The organism is Streptomyces sp. NPDC111802, assembly GCF_055634335.1.
This window is the reverse complement of record NZ_JBVKCZ010000025.1, coordinates 118122-144741: the sequence shown is the minus strand read 5'-3', so window position 1 is coordinate 144741 and position 26620 is coordinate 118122. Positions and strand designations below refer to the sequence as shown.

The window sequence follows — 26620 nt, the reverse complement described above, 5'->3', positions numbered from 1 at the left end:
GCCCGGCGGCACCGCTCGCGGTCCTCCATCCAGGACGTGGGCAGATACAGCCGTCGGTCGATCAGTGTCCGTCCACGTGGGGTCGCATAGGCGAGAAAGACGCCGATCTGGCAGTTCTCCGTCCGCCCGGCGGTACCGGAGTACTGCCGCTGCACCCCGGCCGACCGCGTGCCCTTCTTCAGGAAGCCCGTGTCGTCCACGATCAGGACGGCCTCATGGTCACCGAGGTGCCCGACGACGTAGTCACGCACGTCATCGAGTACCTCGTCGGCGTCCCACTCGATCCGGTTCAGCATCCGGTGGATGCGATCCGGGCCTGCATGGCCGGCCTGCTCGGCTAGCGTCCAGCCGTTCTTTCGCCCCAACGGAGCGATCAGCCCACGCATATAGGCCAGCGCCGACTCCCTCGGCTCCGACCTGCTGAACCGGTGCACGAACCGCTCGTGCAGAGCGGTCAGTTCACCGGCCCACAACCTGACATCAGCAAGGCCCCCACCCATAACCACACCAACGACCAACCTGGCCAGCAGTCACGACAAGCACCGTTGCAGTACTAGCGCTCCTCCTCCCCTTCCGCGGCCAGGCCCGCCGCTGCCTCGTGCATGGCCAGTTCGAGCAGGGCCGGGTCGGTGAGGGTGCCGGTGCCGTCCGGTGGGACCAGCCAGCGGATGCCCCCGGTGGCGCGGCCCGGGTACGGCACGACGATCCAGGTGCCTGCCCCGGCCGTACGGATGCCGGTGCCGAGCCAGCGGGCGGCGGTGCCCGGCGGCACGAAGAAGCCCATCCGTGAGTCGCCGAAGTCGACCAGGACCGGGCCGAGTTGGTCGATGATGCGGGTGAGTACGTCGAGCGTGGAATAGCCGAGTTCGCCCGGCAGGATCAGCACGTCCCAGGCCTTGCCGGCGGGCAGCAGCGCGACCCCGAGGGGATTGCGTTCCCACTCCCAGCGACAGGCCTCGGGATTCGGCGCGACGGATGCCAGCCACTCGACCGCCGGCTTTGCCCCTGTCATGACGGTGACCTCCCTCTCTGTCGTGGACGCCGATCGCGTCACGAGGGAGAGGGAGGTCACCTGGCGGGCATTACGCGGGTTGCCGCCACCAATATGGAGTGACCTGAGTCACATTCAGCTGTCGAAGCCGAGGCCGAGCCGGTCCATCGCCCTCAGCCACAGATTGCGCCGCCCGCCGTGCGCGTCGGCGCGGGCCAGCGACCACTTGGTGAGCGCGATACCGGTCCAGGCGAAGGGCTCCGGCGGGAAGGGCAGCGGCCTCTTGCGGACCATTTCGAGCTGCGTCCGCTCCGTGGTCTCCCCCGCCAGCAGGTCCAGCATCACGTCCGCGCCGAACCTGGTCGCGCCGACGCCGAGGCCCGTGAAGCCCGCCGCGTACGCCACCTTGCCCTGATGGGCCGTCCCGAAGAACGCCGAGAAGCGCGAACAGGTGTCGATCGCGCCGCCCCACGCGTGCGTGAAGCGGATGCCCTCCAGCTGCGGGAAGCAGGTGAAGAAGTGCCCGGCGAGCTTGGCGTACGTCTCCGGGCGGTCGTCGTACTCGGCGCGCACCCGGCCGCCGTACGGATAGATGGCGTCGTAGCCGCCCCACAGGACGCGGTTGTCCGCGGCGAGGCGGAAGTAGTGGAACTGGTTCGCCGAGTCGCCGAGACCCTGGCGGTTCTTCCAGCCGATCGACGCGAGCTGGTCCTCGGTGAGCGGTTCGGTCATCAGGGCGTAGTCGTAGACCGGGACGGTGTAGGCGCGGACGCGCTTGACCAGGTTCGGGAAGATGTTCGTGCCGAGCGCGACCTTGCGGGCGCGGACCGAGCCGTACGGCGTGCGTACGGCCATCCCCGCGCCGTACGGCTTCAGGGTGAGGGCCGGGGTGTGCTCGTAGACGCGGACGCCGAGGTCCAGGCACGCCTGCTTCAGTCCCCACACCAGCTTGGCCGGGTTGACCATGGCGACGCCCCGGCGGTCGTAGAGGCCCGCCTGGAACGTCGGTGAGTCGACCTGTGCCCGCACCTCGTCGGCGTCGAGGAACTCGATGCCCTCGGCGAGGCCCTTGTCCCGCAGTTCCTCGTACCAGTCGCGCAGTTCCCAGGCCTGGTACGTCTCGGTGGCGACGTCGATCTCACCGGTGCGCTCGAAGTCGCAGTCCAGGGAGTACCGGGCGACCGCCCTCTCGATCTCGTCGAGATTGCGGGCGCCCAGCTCCTCAAGCCTGTGGATCTCGTCCGGCCAGCGGGCGAGCCCGTTGGGCAGACCGTGGGTGAGGGAGGCGGCGCAGAAGCCGCCGTTGCGGCCGGAGGCGGCCCAGCCCACCTCGCGGCCTTCAACCAGCACGACGTCCCGTTGCGGATCGCGCTCCTTGGCGATGAGCGCGGTCCACAGTCCGCTGTACCCGCCGCCGACGACCAGCAGATCGCAGGTCTCGGCGGTGGTGAGGGCGGGCTCGGGGCGGGGGCGGCCAGGGTCGTCCAGCCAGTACGGGACCGGCTGGGCGTCGGAAAGGGATTTCGTCCAGTTCTTGCCACGACTCATGGCGCTTGGGGCCATGATTTCAACTCCCTACAAGGATTCCCTCAGGGGGATTATGCCTTCTGCTTTTTTCTGCGGTTTCCAATGGCCATGGAGGCCAGGACGAACAGTACGGCGACGATGAACATGGCCGTACCGATGACATTGATCTGAACGGGCGTTCCGCGCTGGGCCGAGCCCCAGACGAACATCGGGAAGGTGACGGTGGAGCCCGCGTTGAAATTGGTGATGATGAAATCGTCGAAGGAGAGCGCGAACGCGAGCATCGCGCCCGCCGCGATACCCGGGGCGGCGATCGGCAGGGTGACCCGGACGAACGTCTGGAACGGTCCTGCGTACAGGTCCTGCGCGGCCTGTTCCAGCCGCGGGTCCATCGACATCACGCGCGCCTTCACCGCCGTCACGACGAAGCTCAGGCAGAACATGATGTGCGCGATGAGGATCGTCCAGAAGCCCAGCTGGGCGCCCAGGTTGAGGAACAGGGTGAGCAGCGAGGCCGCCATGACGACCTCGGGCATCGCCATCGGCAGGAAGATCAGCGAGTTCACCGCGCCCCGCGCCCGGAAGCGGTAGCGGACCAGCGCGAAGGCGATCATGGTGCCAAGGAGCGTGGCGCCGAGGGTCGCCCAGAACGCGATCTGGAGGCTCAGTGACAGCGAGCCGCACAGGTCGGAGACTCCGCACGGGTCCTGCCAGGCGGCCGTGGAGAACTCCTGCCATTCGTAGTTGAAGCGCCCCTTCGGTTTGTTGAAGGAGAAGATCGTCACGATGACGTTGGGCAGGAGGAGATAAGCGAGCGTCAGCAGTCCCGCAATGACGACGAGATTGCGCTTGAGCCAGTTGACGACGGTCATTTAAACCAGATCCTCCGTGCCGGACCTGCGGATGTACAGCGTCACCATGACGAGGATGGCGGCCATGAGGATGAAGGAGAGGGCCGCGGCGGTCGGATAGTCCAGAATCCGCAGGAACTGCGTCTGGATGACATTGCCGACCATGCGGGTGTCGGTGGAGCCGAGCAGGTCCGCGTTGACGTAGTCGCCGGCCGCCGGGATGAAGGTCAGCAGCGTGCCCGAGACGACGCCCGGCATCGACAGCGGGAAGGTGACCTTCCGGAAGGTGGTGGCCGGCTTGGCGTACAGGTCGTTCGCCGCCTCGTGCAGCCGTGGGTCGATCCGCTCCAGCGAGCTGTAGAGCGGCAGGACCATGAACGGCAGGAAGTTGTACGTCAGACCGCACACCACCGCGAGCGGCGTGGCCAGCACGCGGTCGCCGGAGGTCATGCCGAGCCAGCTGGTGACGTCCAGGACGTGCAGCGTGTTGAGGGCGCCGACGACAGGGCCGCCGTCCGCGAGGATCGTCTTCCAGGCCAGGGTGCGGATCAGGAAGCTGGTGAAGAACGGCGCGATCACCAGGATCATGATCAGGTTCCGCCAGCGGCCCGCGCGGAAGGCGATCAGGTACGCGAGCGGGTAGCCGAGGACCAGACACAGGACGGTCGCCGAGCCGGCGTAGAGCACCGAGCGCAGGAACTGCGGGTAGTAGTCGGACAGGGCGTCCCAGTAGGTCGCGAAGTGCCAGGTGACCTTGTAGCCCTCCTCCAGCGAGCCCGTCTGCACGGACGTGGAGGCCTGGTAGATCATCGGCAGCGCGAAGAAGACGACCAGCCACAGGATGCCGGGCAGCAGGAGCCAGTAGGGCACCAGGCGGCCGCGTTTGCGGGGCGGCTTCTTCGCCGGGGCGGTCGGGGTGAGAGGCGGGGGCGCCTCGGTGAGGGTCGCCATCAGACCGCCGCCTCTTCCTGGATGCCCGCGTCGATGTCCTGCGAGGCGTCGAGGCCGAAGGTGTGCGCCGGGTTCCAGTGCAGGACGACCTCGGCGCCGGGTACGAGCCGGTGGTCCCGGTCGATGTTCTGGGCGTAGACCTCGAACTCGGGGCAGACGGGGCTGTCGACGACGTACTGCGTGGAGACGCCGATGAAGGAGGAGTCCGCGATCGTGCCGGTGATGCGGTTGCGGCCCTCGGGTATCTCGCCCGCCTCGTCGGCGTGCGTGAGGGAGATCTTCTCGGGGCGTACGCCCACCAGCACCTTGCCGCCGGTCGTCGTGGGCGCTCCGCACCGAGCCTCGGGCAGCACCAGCTTGCCGCCGCCCGCCTTCAGCACGATGTCGTCGCCGCTCTTGGAGTCGACCTCGGCCTCGATGAAGTTGGAGGTGCCGAGGAAGTTGGCGACGAAGGTCGTGCGCGGGTTCTCGTACAGGTCGGTCGGCGAGCCGAGCTGCTCGACGCGGCCCGCGTTCATCACGGCGACCGTGTCGGCCATGGTCATGGCCTCCTCCTGGTCGTGCGTGACATGGATGAAGGTGATGCCGACCTCGGTCTGGATGCGCTTGAGCTCCAGCTGCATCTGGCGGCGCAGCTTCAGGTCGAGGGCGCCGAGGGGCTCGTCGAGGAGGAGCACCTTGGGGTGGTTGATGAGCGCGCGGGCCACGGCCACCCGCTGCTGCTGGCCACCGGACAGCTGGTGCGGCTTCTTGCGGGCCTGCTCACCGAGCTGCACCAGGTCGAGCATCTCCTCGACCTGCTTCTTCACCGACTTGATGCCGCGTCGGCGCAGGCCGAAGGCGACGTTCTCGAAGATGTCGAGGTGCGGGAAGAGGGCGTAGGACTGGAAGACCGTGTTCACCGGCCGCTTGTACGGCGGCAGCGCGGTCACGTCCTGCTCGCCGAGGTGGACGGTGCCGCCGCTGGGCTCCTCCAGGCCGGCGATCATGCGCAGAGTGGTGGTCTTGCCGCAGCCGGACGCGCCGAGCAGGGCGAAGAAGGAGCCCTGGGGCACGGTCAGGTCGAGCGGGTGTACGGCGGTGAAGGAGCCGTAGGTCTTGCTGATGCCGGAGAGGCGGACGTCGCCGCTGCTGTCGTTCGTCATGGATGTCACGCCCCTGTGAGCTTCGCGAACTTCTCTTCATAGGCCGTCTCTTCCTTCGAGCTCAGTGAGCGGAAGGCACGGGAGGCGGCCTGCATGGCCTTGTCGGGGAGGATCAGCGGGTTGTTGGCCGCGTCCTCGTCGATCTTCGCAAGCTCTTCCTTCACGCCGTCGACGGGACAGACGTAGTTGATGTAGGCGGCGAGCTCGGCTGCGGCCTTCGGCTCGTAGTAGAAGTCGATGAGCCGCTCGGCGTTCGTCTTGTGACGGGCCTTGTTGGGGATCAGCATGTTGTCGCTGGACGTCATGTAGCCGCTGTCCGGGATGAGGAAGTCGATGTCCGGGCTGTCGGCCTTGAGCTGTACGACGTCACCGGCCCAGGCGAGGCAGGCGGCGAAGTCGCCGCTGGTGAGGTCGGAGGTGTAGTCGTTGCCGGTGAACCGGCGGATCTGCTTGTTGTCGACGGCCTTCTGCAGGCGGGCGATCGCCGCGTCGTAGTCGTCGTCGGTGAACTTGGCGGGGTCCTTGCCCATGTCGAGCAGGGTCATCCCGATGGTGTCGCGCATCTCGGTGAGGAAGCCGACGCGGCCCTTGAGCTTGGGGTTGTCGAGCAGGTCCGAGACCGTCTTCACCTCGACACCGTCGAGCGCCTTCTTGTTGTAGGCGATGACGGTCGAGATGCCCTGCCAGGGGTACGAGTACGCCCGTCCCGGGTCCCAGTCGGGATCGCGGAACTGCTGCGAGAGGTTGGCGAAGGCGTGCGGCAGGTTGGACGGGTCCAGTTTCTGGACCCACCCGAGGCGGATGAGACGGCCGGCGAGCCAGTCGGTGAGGACGATGATGTCCCGGCCGGTTTCCTGGCCCGCCGCGAGCTGCGGCTTGATCTTCCCGAAGAACTCGTTGTTGTCGTTGATGTCCTCGGTGTACTTGACCTTGACGCCGGTCCGCTTCGTGAACCGCTCGAGCGTCGGGTGGTGCTTGCCGCTGTCGTCGACGTCCATGTACTCGGTCCAGTTGGAGAAGGTGACCTCCTTCTCCTTCGCCGAGTGGTCCTCGGCGGACGTGCCGCCCTCGCTCTTGCCGGCCGCGGGGATCCCGCAGGCGCTGAGCGTCCCAAGGCCGCCCAGCGCGAGCGCGCCGCCGGTGGAGGCGCGCAGCAGGGAACGGCGGGTCATGGCGGCCCGGCCGTTGCGCAGGCTGCGCCGCATGGCAGCCACTTGGGCCGGGGACAGGCGGTCGGGCTCGTACTGCTCCATGCGCGTGGTGCCCTTTCGGGAGATCGGGAGGGAGGGGAGGCCGGTCGCTGGTCGGGCGGTCGGCCGCGCCCGTCGGATGTGACTATCGGTCCCCGAAGATCGTGCGGTGCCAGTCCTTCCTGGCGACCGCGGTGTTGTCGAACATGACGTGCTTGACCTGGGTGTACTCCTCGAAGGAGTACGCGGACATGTCCTTGCCGAAGCCGGACGCCTTGTAGCCGCCGTGGGGCATCTCGCTGATGATCGGGATGTGGTCGTTGACCCACACACAGCCCGCCTTGATCTCACGGGTGGCGCGGTTCGCCCGGTAGACGTCCCGGCTCCACGCGGAGGCGGCGAGCCCGTACGGGGTGTCGTTGGCCAGCCGGATCCCCTCGTCGTCGCTGTCGAACGGAAGAACGACCAGTACCGGGCCGAAGATCTCGGACTGGACGATCTCGCTGTCCTGGGCGGCGTCCGCGATCAGGGTGGGGCGGTAGTAGGCGCCGTTGCTGAGCTCGCCCTGGGGAGCCTCACCGCCGGTGACCACGCGCGCGTAGGCCCGCGCACGCTCGACGAACCCGGCGACCCGGTCGCGCTGGACATGGGAGATGAGCGGTCCGAGATCGGTTCCCGGCGCGAACGGATCACCGAGCCGGACGCTCGCCATGAGGGCGGCGGTCTGTTCCAGGAAGGCGTCGTAGAGCGGCCGTTGTACGTACACGCGCGTGGCGGCCGTGCAGTCCTGTCCCGTGTTGATGAGCGAGCCGGCGACGGCGCCGTGGGCGGCGGCTTCGAGATCGGCGTCGTCGAACACGACGAAGGGGGCCTTGCCGCCGAGTTCCAGGTGGATCCTCTTCACGGTGCCGGTGGCGATCTCGGCGACGCGCTTGCCGACGGCGGTGGAGCCGGTGAAGGAGGTCATGGCGACGTCGGGGTGACCGACCAGATGCTCGCCCGCCTCCTTCCCGGTCCCGGTGACGATGTTGATGACACCGTCCGGGATCCCGGCGTCGGTGGCTGCCTGGGCGAACAGGAGCGAGGTGAGCGGGGTGAGCTCGGCGGGCTTGAGCACGATGGTGTTGCCCGCGGCGATGGCCGGGAGGACCTTCCACGCGGCCATCTGGAGGGGGTAGTTCCAGGGAGCGATGGAGCCGACGACACCGATGGGTTCACGGCGGACGTACGAGGTGTGGTCCCCGGAGTACTCCCCCGCGGACTGCCCCTGCAGATGACGGGCGGCGCCGGCGAAGAAGGCGGTGTTGTCGATGGTGCCCGGGACGTCGAACTCACGGGTCAGCTTCAGCGGCTTCCCGCACTGGAGGGACTCCGCGCGGGCGAAGTCCTCGGCGCGTTCGGCGAGGACGGCGGCGAAGCGGTGCAGCGCGTCGGAGCGCTCGCCGGGGGTGGCGGCGGCCCAGGCCGGGAATGCCTCGCGCGCGGCGGCGACGGCCGCGTCGACATCCTCGGTGCCGGCCAGGTCGTATGTGTACACCGCCTCGCCCGTGGCAGGGTCGACGACGGCGTGTGTACGCCCCGAGGTCCCCTTCGTCAGGCGGCCCGCGATGTACTGCGCGCCGTCCGCGAAGCGGTCCTGGGCCGGGAATCGTTCCGGGGTGGCGGTGCCCGGGTTGTGCATGTCGCTCCCTCCGTGCCCCAGGGGGCCGGCGTGGCTCAGGCTCGATTTGAGTGCCGATCCTGACAGAGCAGGGGGACTCCAACAAGTGATTCCGTTGTTGCCTTTTGGTTACGCGACGGAATCTGTCGACCAGGTGTCGAGTTGGCCTGGAAAACGGGGGACGGAGTGTCGGTGGTGCGTGCCAGACTCGGCCACATGGCGAAGATCGATTCTTGGGACGCTCTGATTCAGGAGGTCCGTGCGGGGGCGAGAGTCAGGTATCTGCACTTCTGGGGGCACCGGCCGCGGCCGGACGGGCAGGTGAGCGCGAGCTGTCTCAGCCAGTGGTGGGCGTCGCCGTTCACGGTGGACGCGGTGTCCTACGCGACCGCCGAGCACTGGATGATGGCCGAGAAGGCTCGGCTGTTCGGGGACGCGGAGGCGGAGCGGCAGGTGCTTTGCGCGGGGCATCCCTCGCTGGCGAAGAAGGCCGGGCGGTTGGTGCGGGGGTTCGACGACGCGGTGTGGGAGCGGGAGCGGTTCCGGGTCGTGGTCGAGGGGTCGGTCCACAAGTTCGCCGCGCATGCGGATCTGCGGGGGTTTTTGCTGGGCACCGGGGATCGGGTGCTGGTGGAGGCGAGTCCGGTCGATCGGGTGTGGGGGATCGGGCTGGCGGCGGGGGATGACGGGGCCGGGGATCCGGAGCGGTGGCGGGGGCCGAATTTGTTGGGGTTCGCTTTGATGGAGGCGCGGGAGCGGTTGCGGGGGTAGGGGGTTCGCCCCCGCCGCCCCTACCCGTCCCGTCCTCCAGGGGCGCTGCCCCTTCGACCCCGCTGGGGCTGCCGCCCCAGACCCCGCTTCGGCCCTGAAGGGGCCTCGTCCTCAAACGCCGGACGGGCTGGATTGTGCGGGCCGGCGTTAAGAGGGTGGGGGCTGGGGGTGGTGGGACGTCGTCCTCGACCCCCAAGGCTTTTCGAGTTCAGCCTCCTGTCCAACCGAGACGGGTGGTGGGTGGGCAAAGGTCCTGGCGGGGTCGAAGGGGCAGCGCCCCTGGAGGATGGGACGGGTAGGGGCGGCGGGGGCGAGAACCCAGGTCGTCGCTACGACGTCGCGATCACCAGCGCCAGCATCCCCAGGCCCAGCACCACACCCGCCGCCCCGCAGATGATCCCCGCCAGCGCCTGTCCCGGATTCGTCGCCTCGCCCCGCCGAGCCTTCCCACGTCCGATCGCACCGAAGATCAGGGCCAGCACACCCACGATGATCGCCACCGGCCACAGACAGAAGATCACGGCCGAGATGATCCCGAGCACCAGCCCGGCCGTACCCATCCCGTTGCTCGGCGTGGCCTGCATCCCGGGCCAGCCGTAGTAACCCGGGCCCGGCTGGCCCGGGTAGCCGTGGCCGCCGGGGTAGCCGTAGGGGACCTGCCCAGGCCCGCCGGGCGCGATGGGCGGCGGAGGGACGGGCTCGCCGTGGGCGGCGTAGGGGACGGATGCCGTCGGGGGCGCGAAGGGGTTGGGCACGGTGGACCCCGGCGCCGCGTAGGGATTGGACGGCGCCGCGAAGGGATTGACCGGCGCGGCCCCCGGCGCCGCGAACGGGTCGGCTGCCGAAGGGTTCGGCGCGGTCGACGGGTTCGCCCAGGCGGCATCCTGCGACTCGGGCGGCACGCCGCCGGAGGACGGCATGGACGTCACCGTCGGCTGATCATGCACCGAAGGCGCGGGCCACGCGGCAGAGGGGTGGGCCTGAGCATCCTCGACCGGCTTGTCCAAGGACGTCTTGTGCTGCGGAGAGCTCGCCGCCTCACTCCCCGGAGTAGCCCAAGAGCCCGCGCCCGCATCTTCCGGCGCCTCCGGCGTCTGCGCGTCGTCGGACATGCGCGGAACCCCCTCCGTCGTACGTGCCGTCATGCTAAGGCCCGGGCATCACCGCCGGGGCCCCGGCCTACGATGATCCCGAGTCACCGATCAGCCGATCACCGCGTCCCGCGGCACAGACCCGGCCCAGGACGCCGTTCCCGGGGAGGAACCTTGACCGACCGTCTCGTCGACGCCCGCGTCCCACGCGATCTGCACGCCTTCATCGCGGGGTTGCCCAAGGCCGAACTGCACGTCCACCACGTCGGCTCCGCCTCCCCCCGTATCGTCGCGGAACTCGCCGCCCGCCACCCGGACTCCAAGGTCCCCACCGACCCCGAGGCCCTGGCCGACTACTTCACGTTCACGGACTTCGCCCACTTCATCGAGGTGTACCTGTCCGTCGTGGACCTGATCCGCACCCCGGAGGACGTACGGCTGCTGACGTACGAGGTGGCCCGTGAGCTGGCCCGCCAGCAGGTGCGGTACGCCGAGCTGACCATCACCCCGTTCTCGTCCACCCGCCGCGGCATCGACGAGAGCGGCTTCATGGCGGCGATCGAGGACGCCCGCAAGGCGGCCGAGGCCGAGTTCGGGACCGTGCTGCGCTGGTGCTTCGACATTCCCGGCGAGGCCGGGCTGGCGGCCGCCGAGGAGACGGTGCGGCTGGCGACCGACGACCGGGTGCGGCCGGAGGGCCTGGTCTCCTTCGGGCTCGGCGGTCCCGAGATCGGCGTACCGAGGCCGCAGTTCAAGCCGTACTTCGACCGGGCCATCGCCGCCGGACTGCACTCCGTACCGCACGCCGGCGAGACCACCGGCCCGGAGACCGTCTGGGACGCCCTCACCCAGCTGCGCGCCGAGCGCATCGGGCACGGCACCAGCTCGGCGCGGGACCCGAAGCTGCTCACGCACCTCGCCGAGCACCGGATCCCGCTGGAGGTGTGCCCGACCTCCAACATCGCCACGCGCGCGGTGCGCACCATCGACGAGCACCCGATCAAGGAGTTCGCGAAGGCGGGCGTCGTCGTCACGATCAACTCCGACGACCCGCCCATGTTCGGCACCGACCTCAACAACGAGTACGCGGTCGCCGCCCGCCTCCTCGACCTCGACGAGCGGGGCCTGGCCGACCTCGCCAAGAACGCGGTCGCCGCGTCCTTCCTCGACGAGCCCGGCAAGGCCCGGATCGCGGAGGAGATCGACACGTACACGGCCGGCTGGCTCGCACCCTGAGCCCCCGGTCCCGCCACCGCGCCCCCAGAATGTGCTCATGCAGAACGTGACCGCCGTCGCCCACCGCGGCGACCCCTACCGCGTCCGCGAGAACACGCTCGACTCCCTGCGCTCCGCGCTCGCCCTCGGCGCGGACGCGGTGGAGATCGACGTACGGCTCACCAGGGACGGCGTACCCGTGCTGCTGCACGACGAGACGCTGAAGCGGCTGTGGGAGCAGGACCGGCCGCTGCTCGGGCTGTCGTCGGCCGAGGTGCGCGGGCTGACGGCGGGCGGCGTGCCGACGCTGGCGGAGGCGCTGGCGGCGTGCGACGGGAGCCGGGTGATGCTCGACCTGCCCGGCACCCCCGATGTCCGCGCGGCACGCCGGGTCGTGGACGTCGTGCGCGAGTGCGGGGCCGAGGACCGCGTCTACTACTGCGCGGGCGTCCCCGCCATGCTCGCCGTGCGCGCCGCCGACCCGGCCGCCGAGATCGCCCTGACCTGGACGACGCTGGCGCCGCCGCGGCCCGTGCTGCTGGACGCCGTACGCCCGCGCTGGCTCAACTACCGCTTCCCACTGGTCGACCGCGCGCTCGCCGAGCGCGTCCACCGTGGCGGCCATCTGCTGTCCGTGTGGACCCCGGACACCCGGCGCTCCATGCGGCGCCTGCTCGACGCCGACGTCGACTCGATCACGACGAACCGGGTGGACGTACTGCTCAAGGCCCGTACGCGTTACACGCGGGACTCCTGAGTCACGGTCGCCGTGTCCGCCGGGGTCGAGCGCGTGAGGTACTGCGGCACGGGTGTGTCGTCCCCGCCCGTGTCGCGGACCAGGCCGTAGCGGATCGCGCCGTCCGGGGGGCCGTGGTGGAGGTCCTCGTGCACGGCGTCCCAGTTCGACGGGAAGACGCTGAGGCCGTAGTCGGCGCCGCGTTCGTTCTGGGTGAGGGTGACGCTGCCGTCGACGTAGAACCACTCGTTCTGCCACATCTGCTGGGTGCCGGACGGCGGGACGGCGTAGCCGGTGGTCGAGTTGCCCATGCCGGTGGCGGAGGTGTCGGTGCTGCTGACGCGGTCGTCCATCCGGCGCCCGCCGCCCGAGGCGACGTGGAAGAGCTTGCCCTTCAGGCCGGTCCAGGCGGGCATGACGAGGCCACCCGCCCGGTACTGCGGCGAGATCTGCCAGCGGACGAGGACATAGCCCTGGCCGGTGAGCGTGACGCTGTCGCCGCGGTGGTTCATCACGGCGTGCGCGCCGCCGGTGCTGGTGATGCCGGACTCGGGTCGGCGCGGCAGGGCGGCCGGCTCGGCGTTCGGGTCGGGGGCCCGGTCGACGGCGTCGACGACCGTGCCGTACAGCCGCGCGACCTGCTTCCGCGGCGCCGGGGGCGAGGGCGATGTGGAGGGCGTCGCCGTCGGTGACGCGGGCGGTGTGGGCGACGGCGGGCGGGCAGTGCTCGCCGCCGTGGGGGCGGTGGCTCGCGGCGGTGGGGCGTCGGGGGTCTGGGTGACGACGTAGGCGCCACCCGCGACGAAGGTCGCGCCGGCCGTCACCGCCACGGCGGGCTGGGTGAGGGCGGCCATCACCTTCGCGGACCAGCCGACGGAGGTCGCGGTGGCCGTCGCCGCGACCGCCGTCTTGCCGCCGAACGCCAGCGACAGTGTGAAGCCGACCGGGACCGGGACGAGCGCGATGCCGACGAGGAGGCGTTCCGCCGGTACGACGGTCTCGCGGGTGTCACCGCAGTAGGCGCAGCCCCTGATGTGCCGGGCCAGCCGCTTGCGCCAGACCGAGTCGGGGCGGCCGTTCCAGCGGGCGGTCACCTCGCGCAGGCCGGGGCAGGCGCCGTCGAGCGCCCGGACGATGCCGCGCGCGGTCTCCAGCCGCTCCTTCACCCGCTGGACGCGCACCGCGGCGTGCTGCCGGCTGATCCGGGCCGCGGCGGCGAGTTCACGCCGGGTCAGCTCGCCCGCGACCTCCAGCCACCACAGCGACAGCAGTTGCCGGTCCTCGTCGTCCAGCCAGCGCACCGCCTCCGCGACCTCGCGCCGCTGCCCCGCCAACTGCAGCCGCAGCACGGTGAGTTCGGCGAAGTCGGTGGCCTCCCGCGCGGCCGACTCGTCCAGCGGCGCCGGTTGTCTTCGCCGCGCCCGGTCCCGGATCTGCCGCATGGCGATGGCGACGAGCCAGGAGCGGAAGCTGTCCGGGTCCCGCAGCGAGCCGAGGTTGTCGACGGCGCGCAGCATGGTCTCCTGGACGACGTCGTCGACGTCGGCATGGCCGTTCAGGGCCCGCCCGACCACGTTGTAGACCAGCGGCAGCCAGCCCTCCACCAACGCGTCCAGCGCCTGCCGGTCCCCGTCCTGCGCCGCCGCGATGGTGGAACGCCACTGCCGGCCGGCCGCCTCGTCCACGTACGTCCTCTCCCGGGTCATTCGCTGCCCGCACGCACCTTCTCAGCCCGACCAGGGCGGTCGGCTATGCCGGAGGTCACATTCCGCTTCCGGAGTGGAGACGCGGTGAAGGGGCCGCCGATAACCCTTTTTTGCCGCCCGGGAGCCGGCCCGTAAGGGCGATCCCTGACAACTCCCCTGTTCCGCAAGGCACTTGCTCCGGGCTCCCCCAGGGGTGCGGACCCTCCTCGCCGACGATCCGGCCGAGGGCACACCGCCCCGACGATGATCACGGACATCCCACCGATCAGGAGCCGCAGATGCCCGTACGCCCGTTCCCCGCCCTCCTCACCTCCGCGCTCGCCCTGACCCTGACCGCACTGCCGCTGGCCGGGACCGCCTCCGCGCGGCCCGCGTCGCCGTCGTCCTGTTCCGCACGGGCGATCGAGGTCGCCACCCCGGACGGCCCCGACGTCAAGGCGCTGTGCGCCGCGCTCGCCGGGCTGCCCGACAAGGACGCGACGGCCGCGCTGATCCGCGTGAACGGCAAGGGGAGCTGGCACGGGGCCGCCGGGGTGCGCGACATGAGAACCGGGGCCCCGGCGCTGGAGAACGCCCGCTTCCGGGCCGGTTCGACGACGAAGATCGTGACCGCGGCGCTCGTGCTGCAACTCGCCGCCGAGGGGCGGATCTCCCTGGACGGGACGGTGCAGCGGTATCTGCCCGGACTGCTCACGAAGGACTTCGAGCCGATCACCGTACGGCAGTTGCTGAACTTCACCAGCGGTCTTCAGCCGGGCGCGTCCCTCGGCGATGACGTGGACGAGGGCTACGAGCACCGCTTCGAGACGCTGACCCCCCGGGAGGTGGTGGCCGCGTCGGTCGCCAAGGGTCCCGATCCCGAGCACGCGCCGGGCGAGTTCCAGCGGTACGGCAACATCCACTACACCGTGCTGGGCATGCTGGTCGAGAAGGTCACCGGCGACTCGTACGCCCATCAGGCGGCGGTACGGATCTTCCGCCCGCTCGGCATGCGGCACACCTCTTTCCCGGTCGGCCCTGACCCCCGCGTGCACGGCCCGCACAACCGCGGGTACGACTGGATCGACGGCGAGCTGGTCGACGTGACCGAGTGGAACATGTCCGACCGGTTCGCCGCCGGCGACCTGATCTCGACGACGGCGGACCTGGAGCGGCTGCTGTTCGCCCTGTTCCGCGGTCGGGTCGTGCCCGAGCCGCAGTTGCGGGAGATGTTCACGGTCCCGGACATCGACGGGGCCACCATGGGCGCCGCGCTGGAGCGTTTCGAACTGAACGGCAAGGAGATCTGGGGCAAGACGGGCGCCCGCCCCGGCTATCACACCGTCGTCGCGGCGACCCGTGACCTGTCCCGGACGGTCGTCTACTCCGTCAACTCCACCGACGCGAAGGGCGACGGCCTGGCCATCGTCCAGCGCTTCGCCTTCCCGGCGTTCAACCGCTGACGGCGGTCGCCGCGGCCGGGGGCGCCCACGGTCCGGTCAGCGCCTCCAGCCGCTTGATCTTCTTCCGTACGACGTACAGCGGGATCGCCCCGAACACACCGAACGACATGTCGATCACCGACCACCAGAACGGGATGCCACGGATCGGACCGCAGATCAGGGCCAGCGGGACGATGCCGGCGCAGGCGATCATCCCGAACTCGACGACCCAGACGTTGCGGACGGGGTCACGGTAGGGGCCGTAGAAGGCGACGGCGATGACGAGATGGGCGAAGGCGAGCCAGTCGGTGCCGTAGAGCAGGAACGGGTGGTCGGCGTCGGCGGTGTCGAGCCCGTGCCGGACGCGCTCGATCCAGTCCATGAGGCCGGGGAGGTGCTCCGGCACGGACAGGCCGCGCAACAGGTCCTCGGTCCAGCGCAGTTCGTGGACGAGGGGGAAGGCCGTGGCGCCGCTGAGCACCAGGCAGACGACGAAGAGGGCCAGCCAGACGCGGATGCCCTTGAGCAGGGCGGCTCTGTCGCTCATGGGGGTAGCGTACGCCCGGAGTTGAACATGTTCAAAAGATGTTCAGAAGCAGCTCCCTTCTGGACCGGGCCTACGATGTCCGCCGACGAGGGAGGGCGCATGGGCCTGGACTTGAGCGAGCGGGCCTACCGGGGGCAGCGGTGGGCGGCTCGGACGGCCTTGGCCGCAGCGGGCCTCGCGGTGCTGGTGCCGCTCGCCTACGGCGGTGTCGGCGGCGTCGTGCTGCTGGTGGGCGGCGCGGCGGGGCTGGGGCTCAGCGCGGTCGCCGTGTGGTGGACGCTGACCCTGCGCGGGCCGGTGCGCTGGGCCGCGGCCGTGCTGGCGCTGGCGGTGCCGGCCGCGGTGATCGCCCTGTTCGCGGTCACCCTCTTCTGGGCGCTGCTGGCGTCCGTGGCCCTGTGGACGGTGGCCGTGTGGAGCGGCCGGTACGCGCTGCGGGGCACCGGCGGCTCCCGGGTACGGGTGATGCGGGAGCGGAAGGCACCGCCGCCGCGGCGGCCGTATCTGATCATGAACCCGCGCTCGGGCGGCGGGAAGGTGGTCCGGCACGCGCTCAAGGAGAAGGCCGAGCAACTCGGCGCCCGGGTCGTGCTGCTCGACGCGGAGAAGCAGCAGGACGTCACCGAGCTGGCCCGCGAGGCCATCGCGCAGGGCGCCGATCTGCTCGGCGTGGCGGGCGGTGACGGCACTCAGGCGCTGGTCGCGGCCGTCGCCGCCGAGCACGGACTCCCGTTCCTGGTGATCAGCGCCGGCACCCGCAACCACTTCGCCATGGATCTCGGCCTGGACCGCGAGGACCCCGCCGCCTGCCTGGACGCACTCATCGACGGAGTGGAGCTGCGGGTCGACCTCGGGTTCGCGGGCGACCGGCCCTTCGTCAACAACGCGTCCTTCGGGGCCTACGCGGCCATCGTGCAGAGCCCCGGCTACCGCGACGACAAGATCGGCACCAGCCTGGAGCTGCTGCCCGACCTGCTCACCCGGCAGCAGGGCCCGCTGCTGACCGCCCGTGCGGGGGACACGACCCTCACCGCGCCGCATGCCGTGCTGATCAGCAACAACCCCTACCGCACGGACGACCCCTTCGGCCTCGGCCGACGTGACCGCCTCGACGCCGCGGTCCTCGGTGTGCTCGGCATCAGGGTGGACAGCGCCACGGAGGCCGCGGCCCTGCTGCTCGACCCCGAGCCGGCCGGACTCACCATCCTCACCGCGCCCGAGGTGATCGTCGAGGCCGACCGCCAGGTGATCGAGGCCGGCATCGACGGCGAGGCCCTCGTCCTGCCCGCCCCGGTCCACTGCCGCGTCGTCCCCGGCGCCCTGCGCGTCCGCGTCCCACGCAAACGCCCCGGCGTCCCCCAGCCCGCCCCGCGCCTGGACTGGCGGCGCCTGCGGAAGCTGGCGGCGACGGTGGGGCGTACGGCGGTGCATCGCCGGGGTCTGTGAGGGCCGGGATCCGGGGTCTGTGAGGCCGTGATCCGGGGCCTGTGAAGGCTGTGATCCGGGGTCTGTGAGGGCCGTTGTATCGAGGCCTCTGCCGCTACGCCGTGGCCGTCGTCAGGGGCAGCGCGGCGAAGGTGTGCCGCTCCCAGAGGCGGCGGGAGGTCTCCTCCGGGTAGGCGACGACCGCCGGTTCGGTGTCGAGGACCTGGACGAGGCGCCGCTCGGTGTCGTACGCGGCCCAGCCCGGGTCGCCCGTGGTGGCGAAGGCGGTCCAGGCGGAGCGGAAGCGGGCGGAGAGCGCCTCGGCCTCGGGTGACGGCTCGGGCCCGATCAGCAGGGCGCCGAGGCCGCCGTACACGCCGAAGGTCAGGGGTACGTCCAGGCCGTGGCAGGCGCCGAGAGCGCCGCCGTCCACCGGGGCGGACCAGGTGAGTTCGTACAGGTGCGCCCGGCCGCCGCCGGCCACCTGGGCCTCGGCGAGACTCACGGTGGGCATGCGGAACAGCCAGTCCGACTGCACGAGTTCGAAGAGCCGCTCCGCGGAGGCGCCCGGGAACGCGTCGCGGTAGGCCGGCCCGGCGTCCGGGGCCGGGCCGAACACCGCCAGGGCCTGGGACGCCATGGCGTCGTCCACCTGGCCGAGCAGGCCGCCCATCATGAGGAAGAGGCGGTACTCGTCACGGTTGTGCCCGGCGATCAGCTCCACGTCGCGCGCGGTGCCGGCCGCCAGGGCCTCCCACGGTGTGGTGGGCAGGACGTCACCGTCGACGACGGGCGAGAACGGGGTCGGGGTGAGGGCCACCGCGCCCCAGCGGTGCGCGTACTCGCGCATCCGGCCGCTCAGCGCGACGCTCGCCTCGGGCAGCTTGCGCGGGTCCACGCCGGACAGGTCGGCCACCGTCGGACGCAGCCCCAGCTCACCGGCGAGCGCCTCGCCGATGTCCGCGGCCAGCGCGTTAGAGAAGTAGGTGCCCGGAACGCTCTGCGTGATGGCCCGCCGGAACAGCCCCCGGGCCCGGGGCATGGCCAGCAGCGCGGCGATGGACCCGGCGCCGGCCGATTCGCCGAAGACGGTGACCCGGCCGGGGTCACCGCCGAACGCGGTGATGTTCTCGCGCACCCACTCCAGCGCCGCGACCTGGTCGAGCAGCCCCCGGTTCGCGGGAGCGCCCTCGATCGAGGCGAACCCCTCCACGCCGACACGGTAGTTGAGGGTGACCACGACCAGATCGCCGTCCCGCGCCAGCCGGCCGGCGTCGTAGGCGGGGTCGTCGGCGGAGCCGATCTTGTAGGCACCGCCGTAGATCCACACCATGACGGGCCGGCGCGCCGCCGGATCCGCGTCCGGCGTCCAGATGTTGACGGTCAGCCAGTCGTCACCGGCCGGAAGGGGCCCGACGGGAGGGGCACCGGCGAAGGCCGCCTCCTGTGGGGGAGGCGGCCCGAAGACGAGGGCCTCGCGTACCCCGTCCCAGCGCTCCGCCGGCCGGGGCGCCGCGAAACGCGCCTCGCCCACCGGAGCCTGCGCGTACGGGATCCCGCGGAACACCGCCAGGCCGCCCTCCCGTCGGCCACGCACCGCACCGGCCGCCGTGACGGCCTCCGGAAACTCGCTCTCGGTCATGGATGACTCCTCACGCAACACCATTGACACTCGCCCACCGCGCCCAGAGACTCATGGCCAGCCAAGTGAACCACATTTCACCTGACGAACAAGGGCCTGTGTTCCGCTCATGTTCCGGGCCCCGTCAACATCTCCGAGGACGCAGATGAACGACTCCCCCGCGGCCGCCGCGCCCCGTCCCCCGCACACCTTCCGCACCGTCTTCCCGGTCCTCGCCCTGTGCTGGCTGGCCGTGTTCTTCGACGGCATGGACGTCAACATCTACGGCGCCGTCATGCCGCACATGCTCGACGACTCCGGGCTCGGGTTGACCCCGGCCACCGCCGGCACCATCGGCAGCTGGACCACGTTCGGCATGCTCATCGGCGCGCTCACGGCCGGCAACCTCACCGACTGGCTCGGCCGGCGGCTGATGCTGGTCTCCAGCGTGACCCTGTTCTCCGTCGGCTCGGCGATCTGCGCCCTGGCCGGAGGTGTGGGCCTGTTCGGTGCCGGCCGGTTCGTCTCCGGGCTCGGCCTCGGCGGTCTGATGCCGCTGTGTCTGGCCATGGTCATGGAGTTCGCGCCGCCGCGCCGGGCGGCCCTGACCACCGGGCTGCTGATGACCTCGTACCACTTCGGCGGCATGGCGGCGACCGGCCTCGGCCTCACCCTGGCCCCGGCCGCGGGCTGGCGCTGGGTGTTCTGGGCGGGCGTACTCCCGGCCCTGATCGCCGTACCGCTGCTGCTGACCCTGCTCCCGGAGTCGCCCGGTGTGCTGCTGGCACGCGGCGACCGTGCCAAGGCCGATGCCGTCGCCGACCGCTACGGCCTCCCCCGGCCCACCGCCGCGGCCGCGCCCGCCGCCGGAGCGCAGGGCCGACTGGCCGCCGTACGGGACCTGTTCCGCCCCGGATCACGCTGGGCGACCCCGCTGCTGTGGCTGGCCTCCTTCTGCGGTCTACTGCTCGTGTACGGAGTGAGCACCTGGCTGCCGCAGATGATGCGCGCCGAGGGCTACGGCCTGACCTCCTCGGTCAGCTTCCTCATGGTGATCAACGCGGGCGGCATCGTCGGCCTGCTGATCGCGGGCCGTACGGCCGACAGGTTCGGCGCGGTGCGCGTCTCCGCGATCTGGTTCGTCCTGACCGCCGCCGGAGCCCTGCTGCTCAGCACCCACCTCCCCCTGGGCATCACCTACGTCGTCGTCGCCGTCACCGGAGTCTGGCTGTTCAGCGCGCAGGTCATGGTCTACGCCGCCACCAACACCGTCTACCGCGACAGCGAACGCGCGGCGGGCCTGGGCTGGGTCACCGGAGTCGGCCGCACCGGAGCCGTCGTCGGCCCCTGGCTGATCGGCACCCTCGCCACCAACGGCAACCAGAGCTGGGGCTTCATCACCTTCGCCCTGGCCGGAGTGGTCGGCGCGGTGACGATCGCCCTCGTACCCCTCGCCCGACGCGTGGGTCAGAGCAACGCCCCGGCCGTGCCTCCCGTCGCGGCCACGGCGGGCGCGTCGGACGGCTGAGGTGCCTCACCGGAACCGGTGGCTCTCTCAGCTGGTTACGAGCCTTGACATAGGGTGCGGTCGATCGCGTTGATGTTCGGATAGTTCATCCAGTTCATCGCGTAATGATCAAAGGGCCGATCAACCATGCCGTACACGGTGTCGCAGGCGGTGCTGCGCCGAACCGAGCGTTGGCTCGTCGGACGAGGCGTACCCACGATGATCGAGGGGTACGGCTTCGTCGATCACTTGCTGCCCCGAATGCTGCCGTCGCTGGCCTTCCTGGCGCTGGCCAGCCTGGCCTGGCTCGTTCCGCTCAGGTCCGCGGGTTCGCAGGGGTGGGCCCTCCTTGGTGGCGTCGCCGTGATGACGCTGGCCGCGTGGGCCACAAGTACCGTTTTCGTACGGCGGCTTCCCGGATTCTCGCGCAGGACCGCCATCGCGATCCTCGCCGTGTACGCCACTTTGCCGGTCGCGGTACCTCTGTTGCAGCTCGCCGTCGACGGAACCGTCACGCCGCCCGGCGGCAAGGTGGCCGGGCTGCTGGGTTTCGTGATCTTCTTCGCCGCCGCCTTCGTCGCCACACTTCTGGCCACCACGTACGGCCTCGGCACGCTGCTGCGCAGGGCGGTCCGTCACTCGGTCTTCGATCTGCGCAACAGCGTGCACCTTCTGGGCCGGGCACTGCCCGCGTTGCTCTTCGTCACGCTCTTCCTGTTCTTCACTGGCGAGTTGTGGCAGGCCATGAACCGGTTGGCGTGGTGGCGCGTCGGGCTCGTCGTCGTGCTGTTCGCTGCGATCACCGTTCTTGCCGCCGCTGCCCGCCTGCGCGACGAGATCGGCCGGGTCGAGCAGGACCTCAGCCTGCCCACTCTGTCTGCGGCGTGCCAGGGCACGCCCCTGGCCGGTGTGCCGGTCGAAGACCTGGCGCCCGACGGCCAGTTGCCCGCGATGCCGCTGACCGCACGGCAGGAACGCAATCTGCTGCTGATGCTGGCCAGCCGCCAGCTCGTGCAGGCGGCGGTGGTCGGCCTGGCGCTGTTCGTCTTCTTCCTCGCTCTGGGCGTGCTGGTGGTCACGCCCGAGACGGCGGAACGGTGGATCGGCGAGAAACCCGAGACGTCGGTCCTTTTCCCCATGATCCCGGTCGCGATGCTGCGGAACGCCACGCTCTTCGCCGCGTTCGGCAGCATGTACTTCGCGGTCACCTCCATGACGGACGCGGACCATCGACAGCAGTTCTTCGCGCCGATCATCGACGAGATCGAGCGCGTGCTCGCGCTGCACGCGGTGTACTTGGCCGTGCGCGAAACCGTCCCGGCCGCGCCTGAGGGCCTCGGCTCCGAATGACCACCGGATGACCTCTGGGCTGGCGGGGAGTATCACTCCCTACGGCAACGGCGGCCCCCGCGCTGAGCCCAGCGCCGTGCCTGCGCCCGGCCCGAGCTCGAAGGCTGGCTGAAATGGCCGGCAGCAGCCAGGAGAAGGACCGCCAGGGCGGCCGGGGCCGCGTAGGCCAGGCGGAACTGGCCGGTGGAGCCGAGGAGTCCGCTCACGGCGCCTCCGGCTACGACGCCGAGGTAGTTGAAGAGGTTCAGGCGCGCCAGGACCGCCTCCGAGGCAGCGGGACGCAGCCGCGCGGCGGAGGCGAGACACAGCGGAGCCAGGACGGACGCCCCCAGGCCCACCACCCCGGCCGCGAGAACGGCGAGCGGCCAGCTCGGTGCGGCGGCCATGCCCGTCAGGGCGCACGCGACCAACAGGGCCGCGGCTCGGACGACGGCGACCACTCCGAACCGTTGCACAAGCCGGTCGGTGGTGGCGCGGCCCACGATGGTGCCGGCCTGGTAGGTCGCGTACGCCAGCGGCGCCACTGTGAGGGAGGCAGCGAGGGTCTGGCGCAGATAGACCGCCGACCAGGCCGAGACGGTGGAGTCGACGACGTAGACGACGAGGAGGACCAGGCCGAACGGTAGGAGCCGGATCCACAGCTGGCGACCCAGCGGCGGCTGCACGAGGGTGTCCTCCGGCGGGGCTGCGTCGGAAGGGAGGGCGTGCGTGCGTATGCAGAGCGCGAGGAACAGGACGATGCCCGCCTGAACGCTCAAGCCGGCGGCAACGGGCCACTCCAGGCGAGCCGCCCCGGCGGTGAGCAGGGCCGAGACGACGCCGCCCACGCTCCATGCCGTGTAGAAGGAGCCGAAGACGCTGCGGCCGTAGGCGCGTTCGATCGCCGCTGCCCGGGTGTTGCCCCCGACGTCGAGGGCACCGACAGCGAGCCCGAAGAGGAGGTACGCGCCGATACCGGTCGCCTCGTCAGGGGCCCAACCGATCAGCACCAGCGCTGCGACGGCCGTCAACAAGGCCCCGCGCATGGTGGCGACGGGGCCGGCGCGGCGGATCGCGGCCAGCCCGAGGAAGCTGCCGATTCCTGCCATCAGGGCCACCGTGACCACCGTGACGGTCGTCAGGAAGGGCGCCAGTTCCAGGTGTTCGGTGACAGCGGGGACGGTCGTGTACACGGCGGCGATGGACACGCCTTGTGCGGCAAACGCGAGGGTGGTGACCCTCCGGGCGCCGGCCCTGGAGTCCAGGCGCCCGGCCATCGCCCGGGCTGAACCATTCGTGGACATCGCTGTCGCACCTCTGTTTCCTGTGTGCGCCCGCAGGGCCGGCAGGTCGGACGGGGAGCGGGTCCCGGAAAAACGTAGCCATGGCATCGAAGGCCGGCGAAGGACGCCAGGGGCCGTACAGGGGGCTTCAGCGGCCAGAGGAGGCGGCGCGCGACCGAAAGAGTTGCGCACGGTCCAAGTCCAGCGACTTTGTCACTCGATTGACTTTGTCGATCGACCCAGTCCATAGTGGTGCCGTCACTGAGCCCCGGACAGGACAAGGCGCTCTCGATGAGCACCACCTCATCGGTCTTGTCCGCGTTCCCGGTGTGCAGGCACGTCCCGACACGACAGGAGTCATCCCATGACCGACATGATCGCGGTGGCCTACGACGACGAGGCGACCGCCAAGCAGGTGCTCGCCGAATTGCGCACCCTCAAGACAGAACACTCCCTGCACCTCACCGACGCGGTCCTCGTCACCCGCGACAGGGAGGGCAAGGTCAAGATTCACTCCTCGGACAACCCGGTGGTCGACGGTGCGGTCTCCGGCGCGATCTGGGGTGGCCTCATCGGGCTGCTCCTGCTCCAGCCGCTGCTGGGCGCCGCGATAGGCGCCGCCACCGGCAGCGTCACCGCAGCCGTATCCGAGGACGAGGACGACAACACCGCCTTCATCAACCAGCTCGGCCACCGCCTTCAGCCCGGCGGCGCCGCCGTGATCGCCCTGATCATCGATGTCACCGAGGAAAAGGTGCTGCCCCGGATCGCCCCGTACGGCGGTGACGTCCTGCACACCTCACTCACCCTGGCCGAGGAGCAGCGACTGCGCGCCGCGATCAACCAACCGACTGCCTGACCCCACCCACGGCGGCATCACGCCGCTGCTCGGGTCGTCCGCGCCGCCTCCGGCGCGCACAACTTCCCATACACCTGCGCGTCGCCGACGCCCGCTCAGCCGGGGCGAACTGGCGGAGTGGCACGGAAAGTTGGGGCACCAGGTCCTGCATGCGGGGTGCCTGCAGGTGGCCTTCGAGGGCATCGCGGCTCTCCAACTCTCGAAGATGACGAACGCGCCCGGTTCGACACTGAGCCCCCGGGGAACGTCGGCGGGAGCTACGGGACTTCGTGGTACAGCGCGTACCACCCAGCGGGGCGGGGTGTCCGGGAGGATGGTGTGCATGGATCAACTCGGTGCCGCGCTGCGGGCGTGGCGTGACCGGCTGGACCCCGCGACGGTGGGCTTCGCGCACGGCTCACCCCGTCGGGTCCCCGGTCTGCGACGCGCGGAGCTGGCGACGCTGGCCGGCATCTCGGTCGAGTACGTGGTCCGGCTGGAGCAGGGACGGGTGGCCACGCCCTCGGCGCAGGTCTGCTCGGCCCTGGCTCGCGCCCTGCACCTGTCCGACGACGAGCACGCTCACCTTTTGCGCATGGCCGGTCATGCGGCGGATCCGAGCCGGGTTCCACGAATGATCCCAGGGAGCCTGTACCGGATCGTGGACCAGCTCGCCGGCAACCCGCTGGCGATCTACGACGCCACCTGGCAGTTGCTGCACTGGAATCCTCTGTTCGCGGCCACGTTCGGCGATCCGACGGTCCGCGGTATGGGAGACCGCAACGTCCTGGTCTGGCAGTTCCTGGGTGAACTGCCCCGGGTCCGACAGACGGCGGCCGAGCGGGCGGCGTTCGAGGAGTCCCTCGTCGCCGACCTGCGCGCGACGACGAGCCGGTACCCCGACGATCCCGACCTCGCGGCGTTGGTATCGAGGCTGAACCTCAGCCCACGGTTCTGCGAGTTGTGGAGCCGCCGAGCGGTGGGCGGTCACCAGAGTGCGCACAAACTCGTTCAGCACCCGGATGTCGGAGACATCGCCATGAACTCCGACATCCTCAACACCCAGGACACGAACCTCCGCCTCGTGGTGTACACGCCGCAGCCAAACACCGACGCCCGCAGCAAACTCGAATTCCTTGCGACCATTGGGGTCCAGAGGATGTCTCCTCAGGGATGAAGGTCCGTGGTCCCCCTCGCCCGGTGGTCCAGGCTGCTGGGTGGTACGCGCGGTACCAGGAAGTCCCGTAGCTCCCGCCACCCCTCCCGGGGACCAAGCATGGAGTGCGTGAACAGCGCACGACCGTGCTGTTGGGACCAGGAGGAGCCAGCATGACCACCACATTCATCACCGGAGCCAACAAGTCCCTCGGTCTTGAAACCGCTCGTCGCCTCATCGAGGCAGGGCACACCGTCCTCCTCGGTGCGCGCCACCGTGAGCGCGGGCGGGCCGCGGCCGAGTCGCTCGGCGCCCGGTTCGTTCAGATCGACGTGACCGACGACGCCTCGGTCCAGGCCGCGGCCGCGGATGTCGCCGCGCGTGAGGGAACGATCGACGTCCTGGTCAACAACGCCGGCGTCCTCGGCAAGGTCGGCCCCGTCGAGGAGTACACCGCGGCCGACGTGAGCGCCGTGCTCGACGTGAACGTCGTCGGGATCGTGCGCGTCACGCACGCCTTCCTCCCGCTGCTGCGCAAGTCGCCGAACCCCGTCATCGTCAACGTGTCCAGCGGGATGGGCTCCTTCGGCATGACCCAGGACCCGGCGCGGATCGAGTCGCGGTATGCCCTGCCCCTCTACTGCGCGTCGAAGGCCGCGGTCACGATGCTCACGACGCAGTACGCCAAGGAACTGAAGGACGTGAAGGTCAACGCCGCAGACCCCGGGCAGACCGCGACCGACTTCACCGGCGGCCTCGGACACAGCGTCGCCGACGGCGCAGAGTCCATCGTGACCCTCGCGACGATCGGCTCGGACGGACCGACGGGACAGTTCATCGACCGATCCGGAGTCTCCCGTGGTGAACCTGCCCTGAGCTCAGGGTCGCGCTCGTAATCTCTATGCTCAGTGATAACGAAGGACGGCCGTACCCGCGCTGCCGGCTTGTCGGCTCGAACCCCTGTGGCACTGGGATGGCCGACCCACCAGCCGCCGCCGGTGATCCCGGCGCTGTCCTCGCCGCCCCTCTCTGCGCGCGGTGGGCCCGCCTGCCGGCGTCGTCTCAGGAGACGGGCTGCAGTTCCTTGTCGTCGCGGTCCACCGACGTGGCCTTCTGCAGGCTGGTGCCCTCGATGTCGAGGTCGGGCAGGATCCGGTCCAGCCACGCGGGCAGCCACCAGGCGTTGCGTCCGACGAGGGCGAGCACCGCGGGGACGAGGGTCATGCGGACGGCGAAGGCGTCGATGGCCACGCCGACGGCAAGGGCGAAGGCGATGGGCTTGATCAGCGGGTCGTCCAGGGGGAAGAACCCCGCAAAGACGGTGAACATGATCAGGGCGGCGGCAGTGACGACCCGCATGCTGTGCCTGGCGCCGTCGACCACCGAGCGGCGGGCCTGGCCGGTGTGTGCCCACTCCTCGCGCATGCCGGAGACCATGAACACCTCGTAGTCCATTGCCAGTCCGAACAGCACGCCGATCAGGATGATGGGCAGGAAGCTGACGACCGGTCCGGTGTGGGGGATGCCGAGGGTGTCGGCGAGCCAACCCCACTGGAAGAGGGCAACGACCAGGCCGAGCGAGGCGCCCACCGACAGCAGGAAGCCGATGGCGGCCTTGACCGGGATGATCAGGGACCGGAAGACCATCATCAGCAGGAT

At 70.4% G+C, this 26620-nt stretch carries 24 protein-coding genes; 10 read left to right on the top strand and 14 right to left on the bottom strand.

The features are described from left to right. The 8 genes from ACZ7NC_RS26800 to ACZ7NC_RS26765 all read right to left on the bottom strand — a co-directional run. Window positions 1-500 (bottom strand): IS701 family transposase (locus tag ACZ7NC_RS26800; RefSeq protein ID WP_471491913.1); only part of this gene is annotated, 500 nt, incomplete at its 3' end. A gap of 53 nt (window positions 501-553) precedes the next feature. After that, window positions 554-1012 (bottom strand): hypothetical protein, encoded by a 459-nt coding sequence (locus ACZ7NC_RS26795; RefSeq protein ID WP_471491912.1) that lies wholly within the window; start codon window positions 1010-1012, stop codon window positions 554-556. 114 nt (window positions 1013-1126) lie between these two features. Further along, on the bottom strand, window positions 1127-2554 hold the full coding sequence (locus ACZ7NC_RS26790) for an NAD(P)/FAD-dependent oxidoreductase (RefSeq protein ID WP_471491910.1): 1428 nt from the start codon (window positions 2552-2554) through the stop codon (window positions 1127-1129). Between the two features lie 35 nt (window positions 2555-2589). Further along, window positions 2590-3390 (bottom strand): ABC transporter permease, encoded by an 801-nt coding sequence (locus tag ACZ7NC_RS26785; RefSeq protein ID WP_471491908.1) that lies wholly within the window; start codon window positions 3388-3390, stop codon window positions 2590-2592. Further along, window positions 3391-4320 (bottom strand): ABC transporter permease, encoded by a 930-nt coding sequence (locus ACZ7NC_RS26780; protein WP_471491906.1) that lies wholly within the window; start codon window positions 4318-4320, stop codon window positions 3391-3393. Then, on the bottom strand, window positions 4320-5465 hold the full coding sequence (locus ACZ7NC_RS26775; protein ID WP_471491904.1) for an ABC transporter ATP-binding protein: 1146 nt from the start codon (window positions 5463-5465) through the stop codon (window positions 4320-4322). Before ACZ7NC_RS26775 ends, ACZ7NC_RS26780 begins: the two co-directional genes overlap by 1 nt. Before the next feature lie 5 nt (window positions 5466-5470). After that, window positions 5471-6718, bottom strand: a complete 1248-nt coding sequence (locus ACZ7NC_RS26770; protein WP_471491903.1) for a polyamine ABC transporter substrate-binding protein — start codon at window positions 6716-6718, stop codon at window positions 5471-5473. Window positions 6719-6800: 82 nt separating this feature from the next. Beyond that, window positions 6801-8336 carry a gamma-aminobutyraldehyde dehydrogenase gene (locus ACZ7NC_RS26765; protein ID WP_471491901.1) on the bottom strand — a complete coding sequence of 512 codons (1536 nt, stop codon included), beginning with the start codon at window positions 8334-8336 and terminating at the stop codon, window positions 6801-6803. A gap of 195 nt (window positions 8337-8531) precedes the next feature. On the opposite strand from ACZ7NC_RS26765, the gene ACZ7NC_RS26760 reads away from it, so the two are divergent. Further along, window positions 8532-9086 carry an NADAR family protein gene (locus ACZ7NC_RS26760; protein WP_471491899.1) on the top strand — a complete coding sequence of 185 codons (555 nt, stop codon included), beginning with the start codon at window positions 8532-8534 and terminating at the stop codon, window positions 9084-9086. Window positions 9087-9415: 329 nt separating this feature from the next. Here the strand turns inward: ACZ7NC_RS26760 and ACZ7NC_RS26755 are convergent, their stop codons facing one another. Then, the gene (locus ACZ7NC_RS26755; RefSeq protein WP_471491898.1) at window positions 9416-10006 is read right to left on the bottom strand and encodes a DUF4190 domain-containing protein; all 591 of its coding nucleotides are present in this window, start codon (window positions 10004-10006) and stop codon (window positions 9416-9418) included. 345 nt (window positions 10007-10351) lie between these two features. Here ACZ7NC_RS26755 and ACZ7NC_RS26750 point away from each other — a divergent pair, with 345 nt between their 5' ends. Beyond that, on the top strand, window positions 10352-11413 hold the full coding sequence (locus ACZ7NC_RS26750) for an adenosine deaminase (RefSeq protein WP_471491897.1): 1062 nt from the start codon (window positions 10352-10354) through the stop codon (window positions 11411-11413). Between the two features lie 37 nt (window positions 11414-11450). Continuing rightward, window positions 11451-12149, top strand: coding sequence for a glycerophosphodiester phosphodiesterase (locus ACZ7NC_RS26745; RefSeq protein WP_471491895.1), 699 nt, complete (start codon window positions 11451-11453; stop codon window positions 12147-12149). Here the strand turns inward: ACZ7NC_RS26745 and ACZ7NC_RS26740 are convergent. Continuing rightward, window positions 12131-13834, bottom strand: coding sequence for a sigma-70 family RNA polymerase sigma factor (locus ACZ7NC_RS26740; RefSeq protein WP_471491893.1), 1704 nt, complete (start codon window positions 13832-13834; stop codon window positions 12131-12133). The two genes, ACZ7NC_RS26745 and ACZ7NC_RS26740, sit on opposite strands and share 19 nt — an antisense overlap. 278 nt (window positions 13835-14112) lie before the next feature. Here ACZ7NC_RS26740 and ACZ7NC_RS26735 point away from each other — a divergent pair, with 278 nt between their 5' ends. After that, window positions 14113-15276, top strand: a complete 1164-nt coding sequence (locus ACZ7NC_RS26735) for a serine hydrolase domain-containing protein (protein ID WP_471491891.1) — start codon at window positions 14113-14115, stop codon at window positions 15274-15276. Here ACZ7NC_RS26735 and ACZ7NC_RS26730 read toward each other — a convergent pair. Beyond that, window positions 15266-15802, bottom strand: a complete 537-nt coding sequence (locus tag ACZ7NC_RS26730; protein ID WP_471491889.1) for a hypothetical protein — start codon at window positions 15800-15802, stop codon at window positions 15266-15268. The genes ACZ7NC_RS26735 and ACZ7NC_RS26730 overlap by 11 nt on opposite strands. 99 nt (window positions 15803-15901) lie before the next feature. Between ACZ7NC_RS26730 and ACZ7NC_RS26725 the strand changes: the two genes are divergently transcribed. Then, the gene (locus tag ACZ7NC_RS26725) at window positions 15902-17248 is read left to right on the top strand and encodes a diacylglycerol/lipid kinase family protein (protein ID WP_471491887.1); all 1347 of its coding nucleotides are present in this window, start codon (window positions 15902-15904) and stop codon (window positions 17246-17248) included. A gap of 94 nt (window positions 17249-17342) precedes the next feature. Here the strand turns inward: ACZ7NC_RS26725 and ACZ7NC_RS26720 are convergent, their stop codons facing one another. Further along, window positions 17343-18869 carry a carboxylesterase/lipase family protein gene (locus tag ACZ7NC_RS26720; RefSeq protein WP_471491886.1) on the bottom strand — a complete coding sequence of 509 codons (1527 nt, stop codon included), beginning with the start codon at window positions 18867-18869 and terminating at the stop codon, window positions 17343-17345. Window positions 18870-19014: 145 nt separating this feature from the next. Here ACZ7NC_RS26720 and ACZ7NC_RS26715 point away from each other — a divergent pair, with 145 nt between their 5' ends. Both ACZ7NC_RS26715 and ACZ7NC_RS26710 read left to right on the top strand, forming a co-directional pair. Next, window positions 19015-20376: an MFS transporter gene (locus ACZ7NC_RS26715; RefSeq protein ID WP_471491884.1), complete on the top strand. Its 1362-nt coding sequence runs from the start codon at window positions 19015-19017 to the stop codon at window positions 20374-20376. A 138-nt stretch (window positions 20377-20514) separates the two neighbouring features. Next, complete coding sequence (locus ACZ7NC_RS26710) at window positions 20515-21705, top strand: hypothetical protein (RefSeq protein ID WP_471491883.1); 1191 nt, start codon at window positions 20515-20517, stop codon at window positions 21703-21705. Window positions 21706-21737: 32 nt separating this feature from the next. Here the strand turns inward: ACZ7NC_RS26710 and ACZ7NC_RS26705 are convergent, their stop codons facing one another. Further along, window positions 21738-22988, bottom strand: coding sequence for an MFS transporter (locus ACZ7NC_RS26705; protein WP_471491881.1), 1251 nt, complete (start codon window positions 22986-22988; stop codon window positions 21738-21740). 343 nt (window positions 22989-23331) lie between these two features. On the opposite strand from ACZ7NC_RS26705, the gene ACZ7NC_RS26700 reads away from it, so the two are divergent. From ACZ7NC_RS26700 to ACZ7NC_RS26690, 3 genes are all read left to right on the top strand, one after another. Continuing rightward, window positions 23332-23826, top strand: a complete 495-nt coding sequence (locus ACZ7NC_RS26700; RefSeq protein WP_471491879.1) for a DUF1269 domain-containing protein — start codon at window positions 23332-23334, stop codon at window positions 23824-23826. 322 nt (window positions 23827-24148) lie between these two features. Beyond that, entirely contained in the window at window positions 24149-24982 is an 834-nt protein-coding gene (locus ACZ7NC_RS26695) for a helix-turn-helix transcriptional regulator (RefSeq protein WP_471491878.1), read from the top strand. Between the two features lie 152 nt (window positions 24983-25134). Then, window positions 25135-25857: an SDR family NAD(P)-dependent oxidoreductase gene (locus ACZ7NC_RS26690; RefSeq protein WP_471491876.1), complete on the top strand. Its 723-nt coding sequence runs from the start codon at window positions 25135-25137 to the stop codon at window positions 25855-25857. Window positions 25858-26023: 166 nt separating this feature from the next. On the opposite strand, the gene ACZ7NC_RS26685 is transcribed toward ACZ7NC_RS26690, so the two are convergent. Continuing rightward, window positions 26024-26608, bottom strand: coding sequence for an MMPL family transporter (locus ACZ7NC_RS26685; protein WP_471491875.1), 585 nt, complete (start codon window positions 26606-26608; stop codon window positions 26024-26026). Window positions 26609-26620: the final 12 nt, after the last annotated feature.

Coding starts and splice junctions, on each gene's coding strand:
- ACZ7NC_RS26795 (WP_471491912.1), bottom strand. CDS start 1,012: ATGACAGGGGCAAAGCCGGCGGTCGAGTGGCTGGCATCCGTCGCGCCG.
- ACZ7NC_RS26790 (WP_471491910.1), bottom strand. CDS start 2,554: ATGGCCCCAAGCGCCATGAGTCGTGGCAAGAACTGGACGAAATCCCTT.
- ACZ7NC_RS26785 (WP_471491908.1), bottom strand. CDS start 3,390: ATGACCGTCGTCAACTGGCTCAAGCGCAATCTCGTCGTCATTGCGGGA.
- ACZ7NC_RS26780 (WP_471491906.1), bottom strand. CDS start 4,320: ATGGCGACCCTCACCGAGGCGCCCCCGCCTCTCACCCCGACCGCCCCG.
- ACZ7NC_RS26775 (WP_471491904.1), bottom strand. CDS start 5,465: ATGACGAACGACAGCAGCGGCGACGTCCGCCTCTCCGGCATCAGCAAG.
- ACZ7NC_RS26770 (WP_471491903.1), bottom strand. CDS start 6,718: ATGGAGCAGTACGAGCCCGACCGCCTGTCCCCGGCCCAAGTGGCTGCC.
- ACZ7NC_RS26765 (WP_471491901.1), bottom strand. CDS start 8,336: ATGCACAACCCGGGCACCGCCACCCCGGAACGATTCCCGGCCCAGGAC.
- ACZ7NC_RS26760 (WP_471491899.1), top strand. CDS start 8,532: ATGGCGAAGATCGATTCTTGGGACGCTCTGATTCAGGAGGTCCGTGCG.
- ACZ7NC_RS26755 (WP_471491898.1), bottom strand. CDS start 10,006: ATGCCGTCCTCCGGCGGCGTGCCGCCCGAGTCGCAGGATGCCGCCTGG.
- ACZ7NC_RS26745 (WP_471491895.1), top strand. CDS start 11,451: ATGCAGAACGTGACCGCCGTCGCCCACCGCGGCGACCCCTACCGCGTC.
- ACZ7NC_RS26740 (WP_471491893.1), bottom strand. CDS start 13,834: ATGACCCGGGAGAGGACGTACGTGGACGAGGCGGCCGGCCGGCAGTGG.
- ACZ7NC_RS26735 (WP_471491891.1), top strand. CDS start 14,113: ATGCCCGTACGCCCGTTCCCCGCCCTCCTCACCTCCGCGCTCGCCCTG.
- ACZ7NC_RS26730 (WP_471491889.1), bottom strand. CDS start 15,802: ATGAGCGACAGAGCCGCCCTGCTCAAGGGCATCCGCGTCTGGCTGGCC.
- ACZ7NC_RS26725 (WP_471491887.1), top strand. CDS start 15,902: ATGGGCCTGGACTTGAGCGAGCGGGCCTACCGGGGGCAGCGGTGGGCG.
- ACZ7NC_RS26720 (WP_471491886.1), bottom strand. CDS start 18,869: ATGACCGAGAGCGAGTTTCCGGAGGCCGTCACGGCGGCCGGTGCGGTG.
- ACZ7NC_RS26715 (WP_471491884.1), top strand. CDS start 19,015: ATGAACGACTCCCCCGCGGCCGCCGCGCCCCGTCCCCCGCACACCTTC.
- ACZ7NC_RS26705 (WP_471491881.1), bottom strand. CDS start 22,988: ATGTCCACGAATGGTTCAGCCCGGGCGATGGCCGGGCGCCTGGACTCC.
- ACZ7NC_RS26700 (WP_471491879.1), top strand. CDS start 23,332: ATGACCGACATGATCGCGGTGGCCTACGACGACGAGGCGACCGCCAAG.
- ACZ7NC_RS26695 (WP_471491878.1), top strand. CDS start 24,149: ATGGATCAACTCGGTGCCGCGCTGCGGGCGTGGCGTGACCGGCTGGAC.
- ACZ7NC_RS26690 (WP_471491876.1), top strand. CDS start 25,135: ATGACCACCACATTCATCACCGGAGCCAACAAGTCCCTCGGTCTTGAA.
- ACZ7NC_RS26685 (WP_471491875.1), bottom strand. CDS start 26,608: ATGGTCTTCCGGTCCCTGATCATCCCGGTCAAGGCCGCCATCGGCTTC.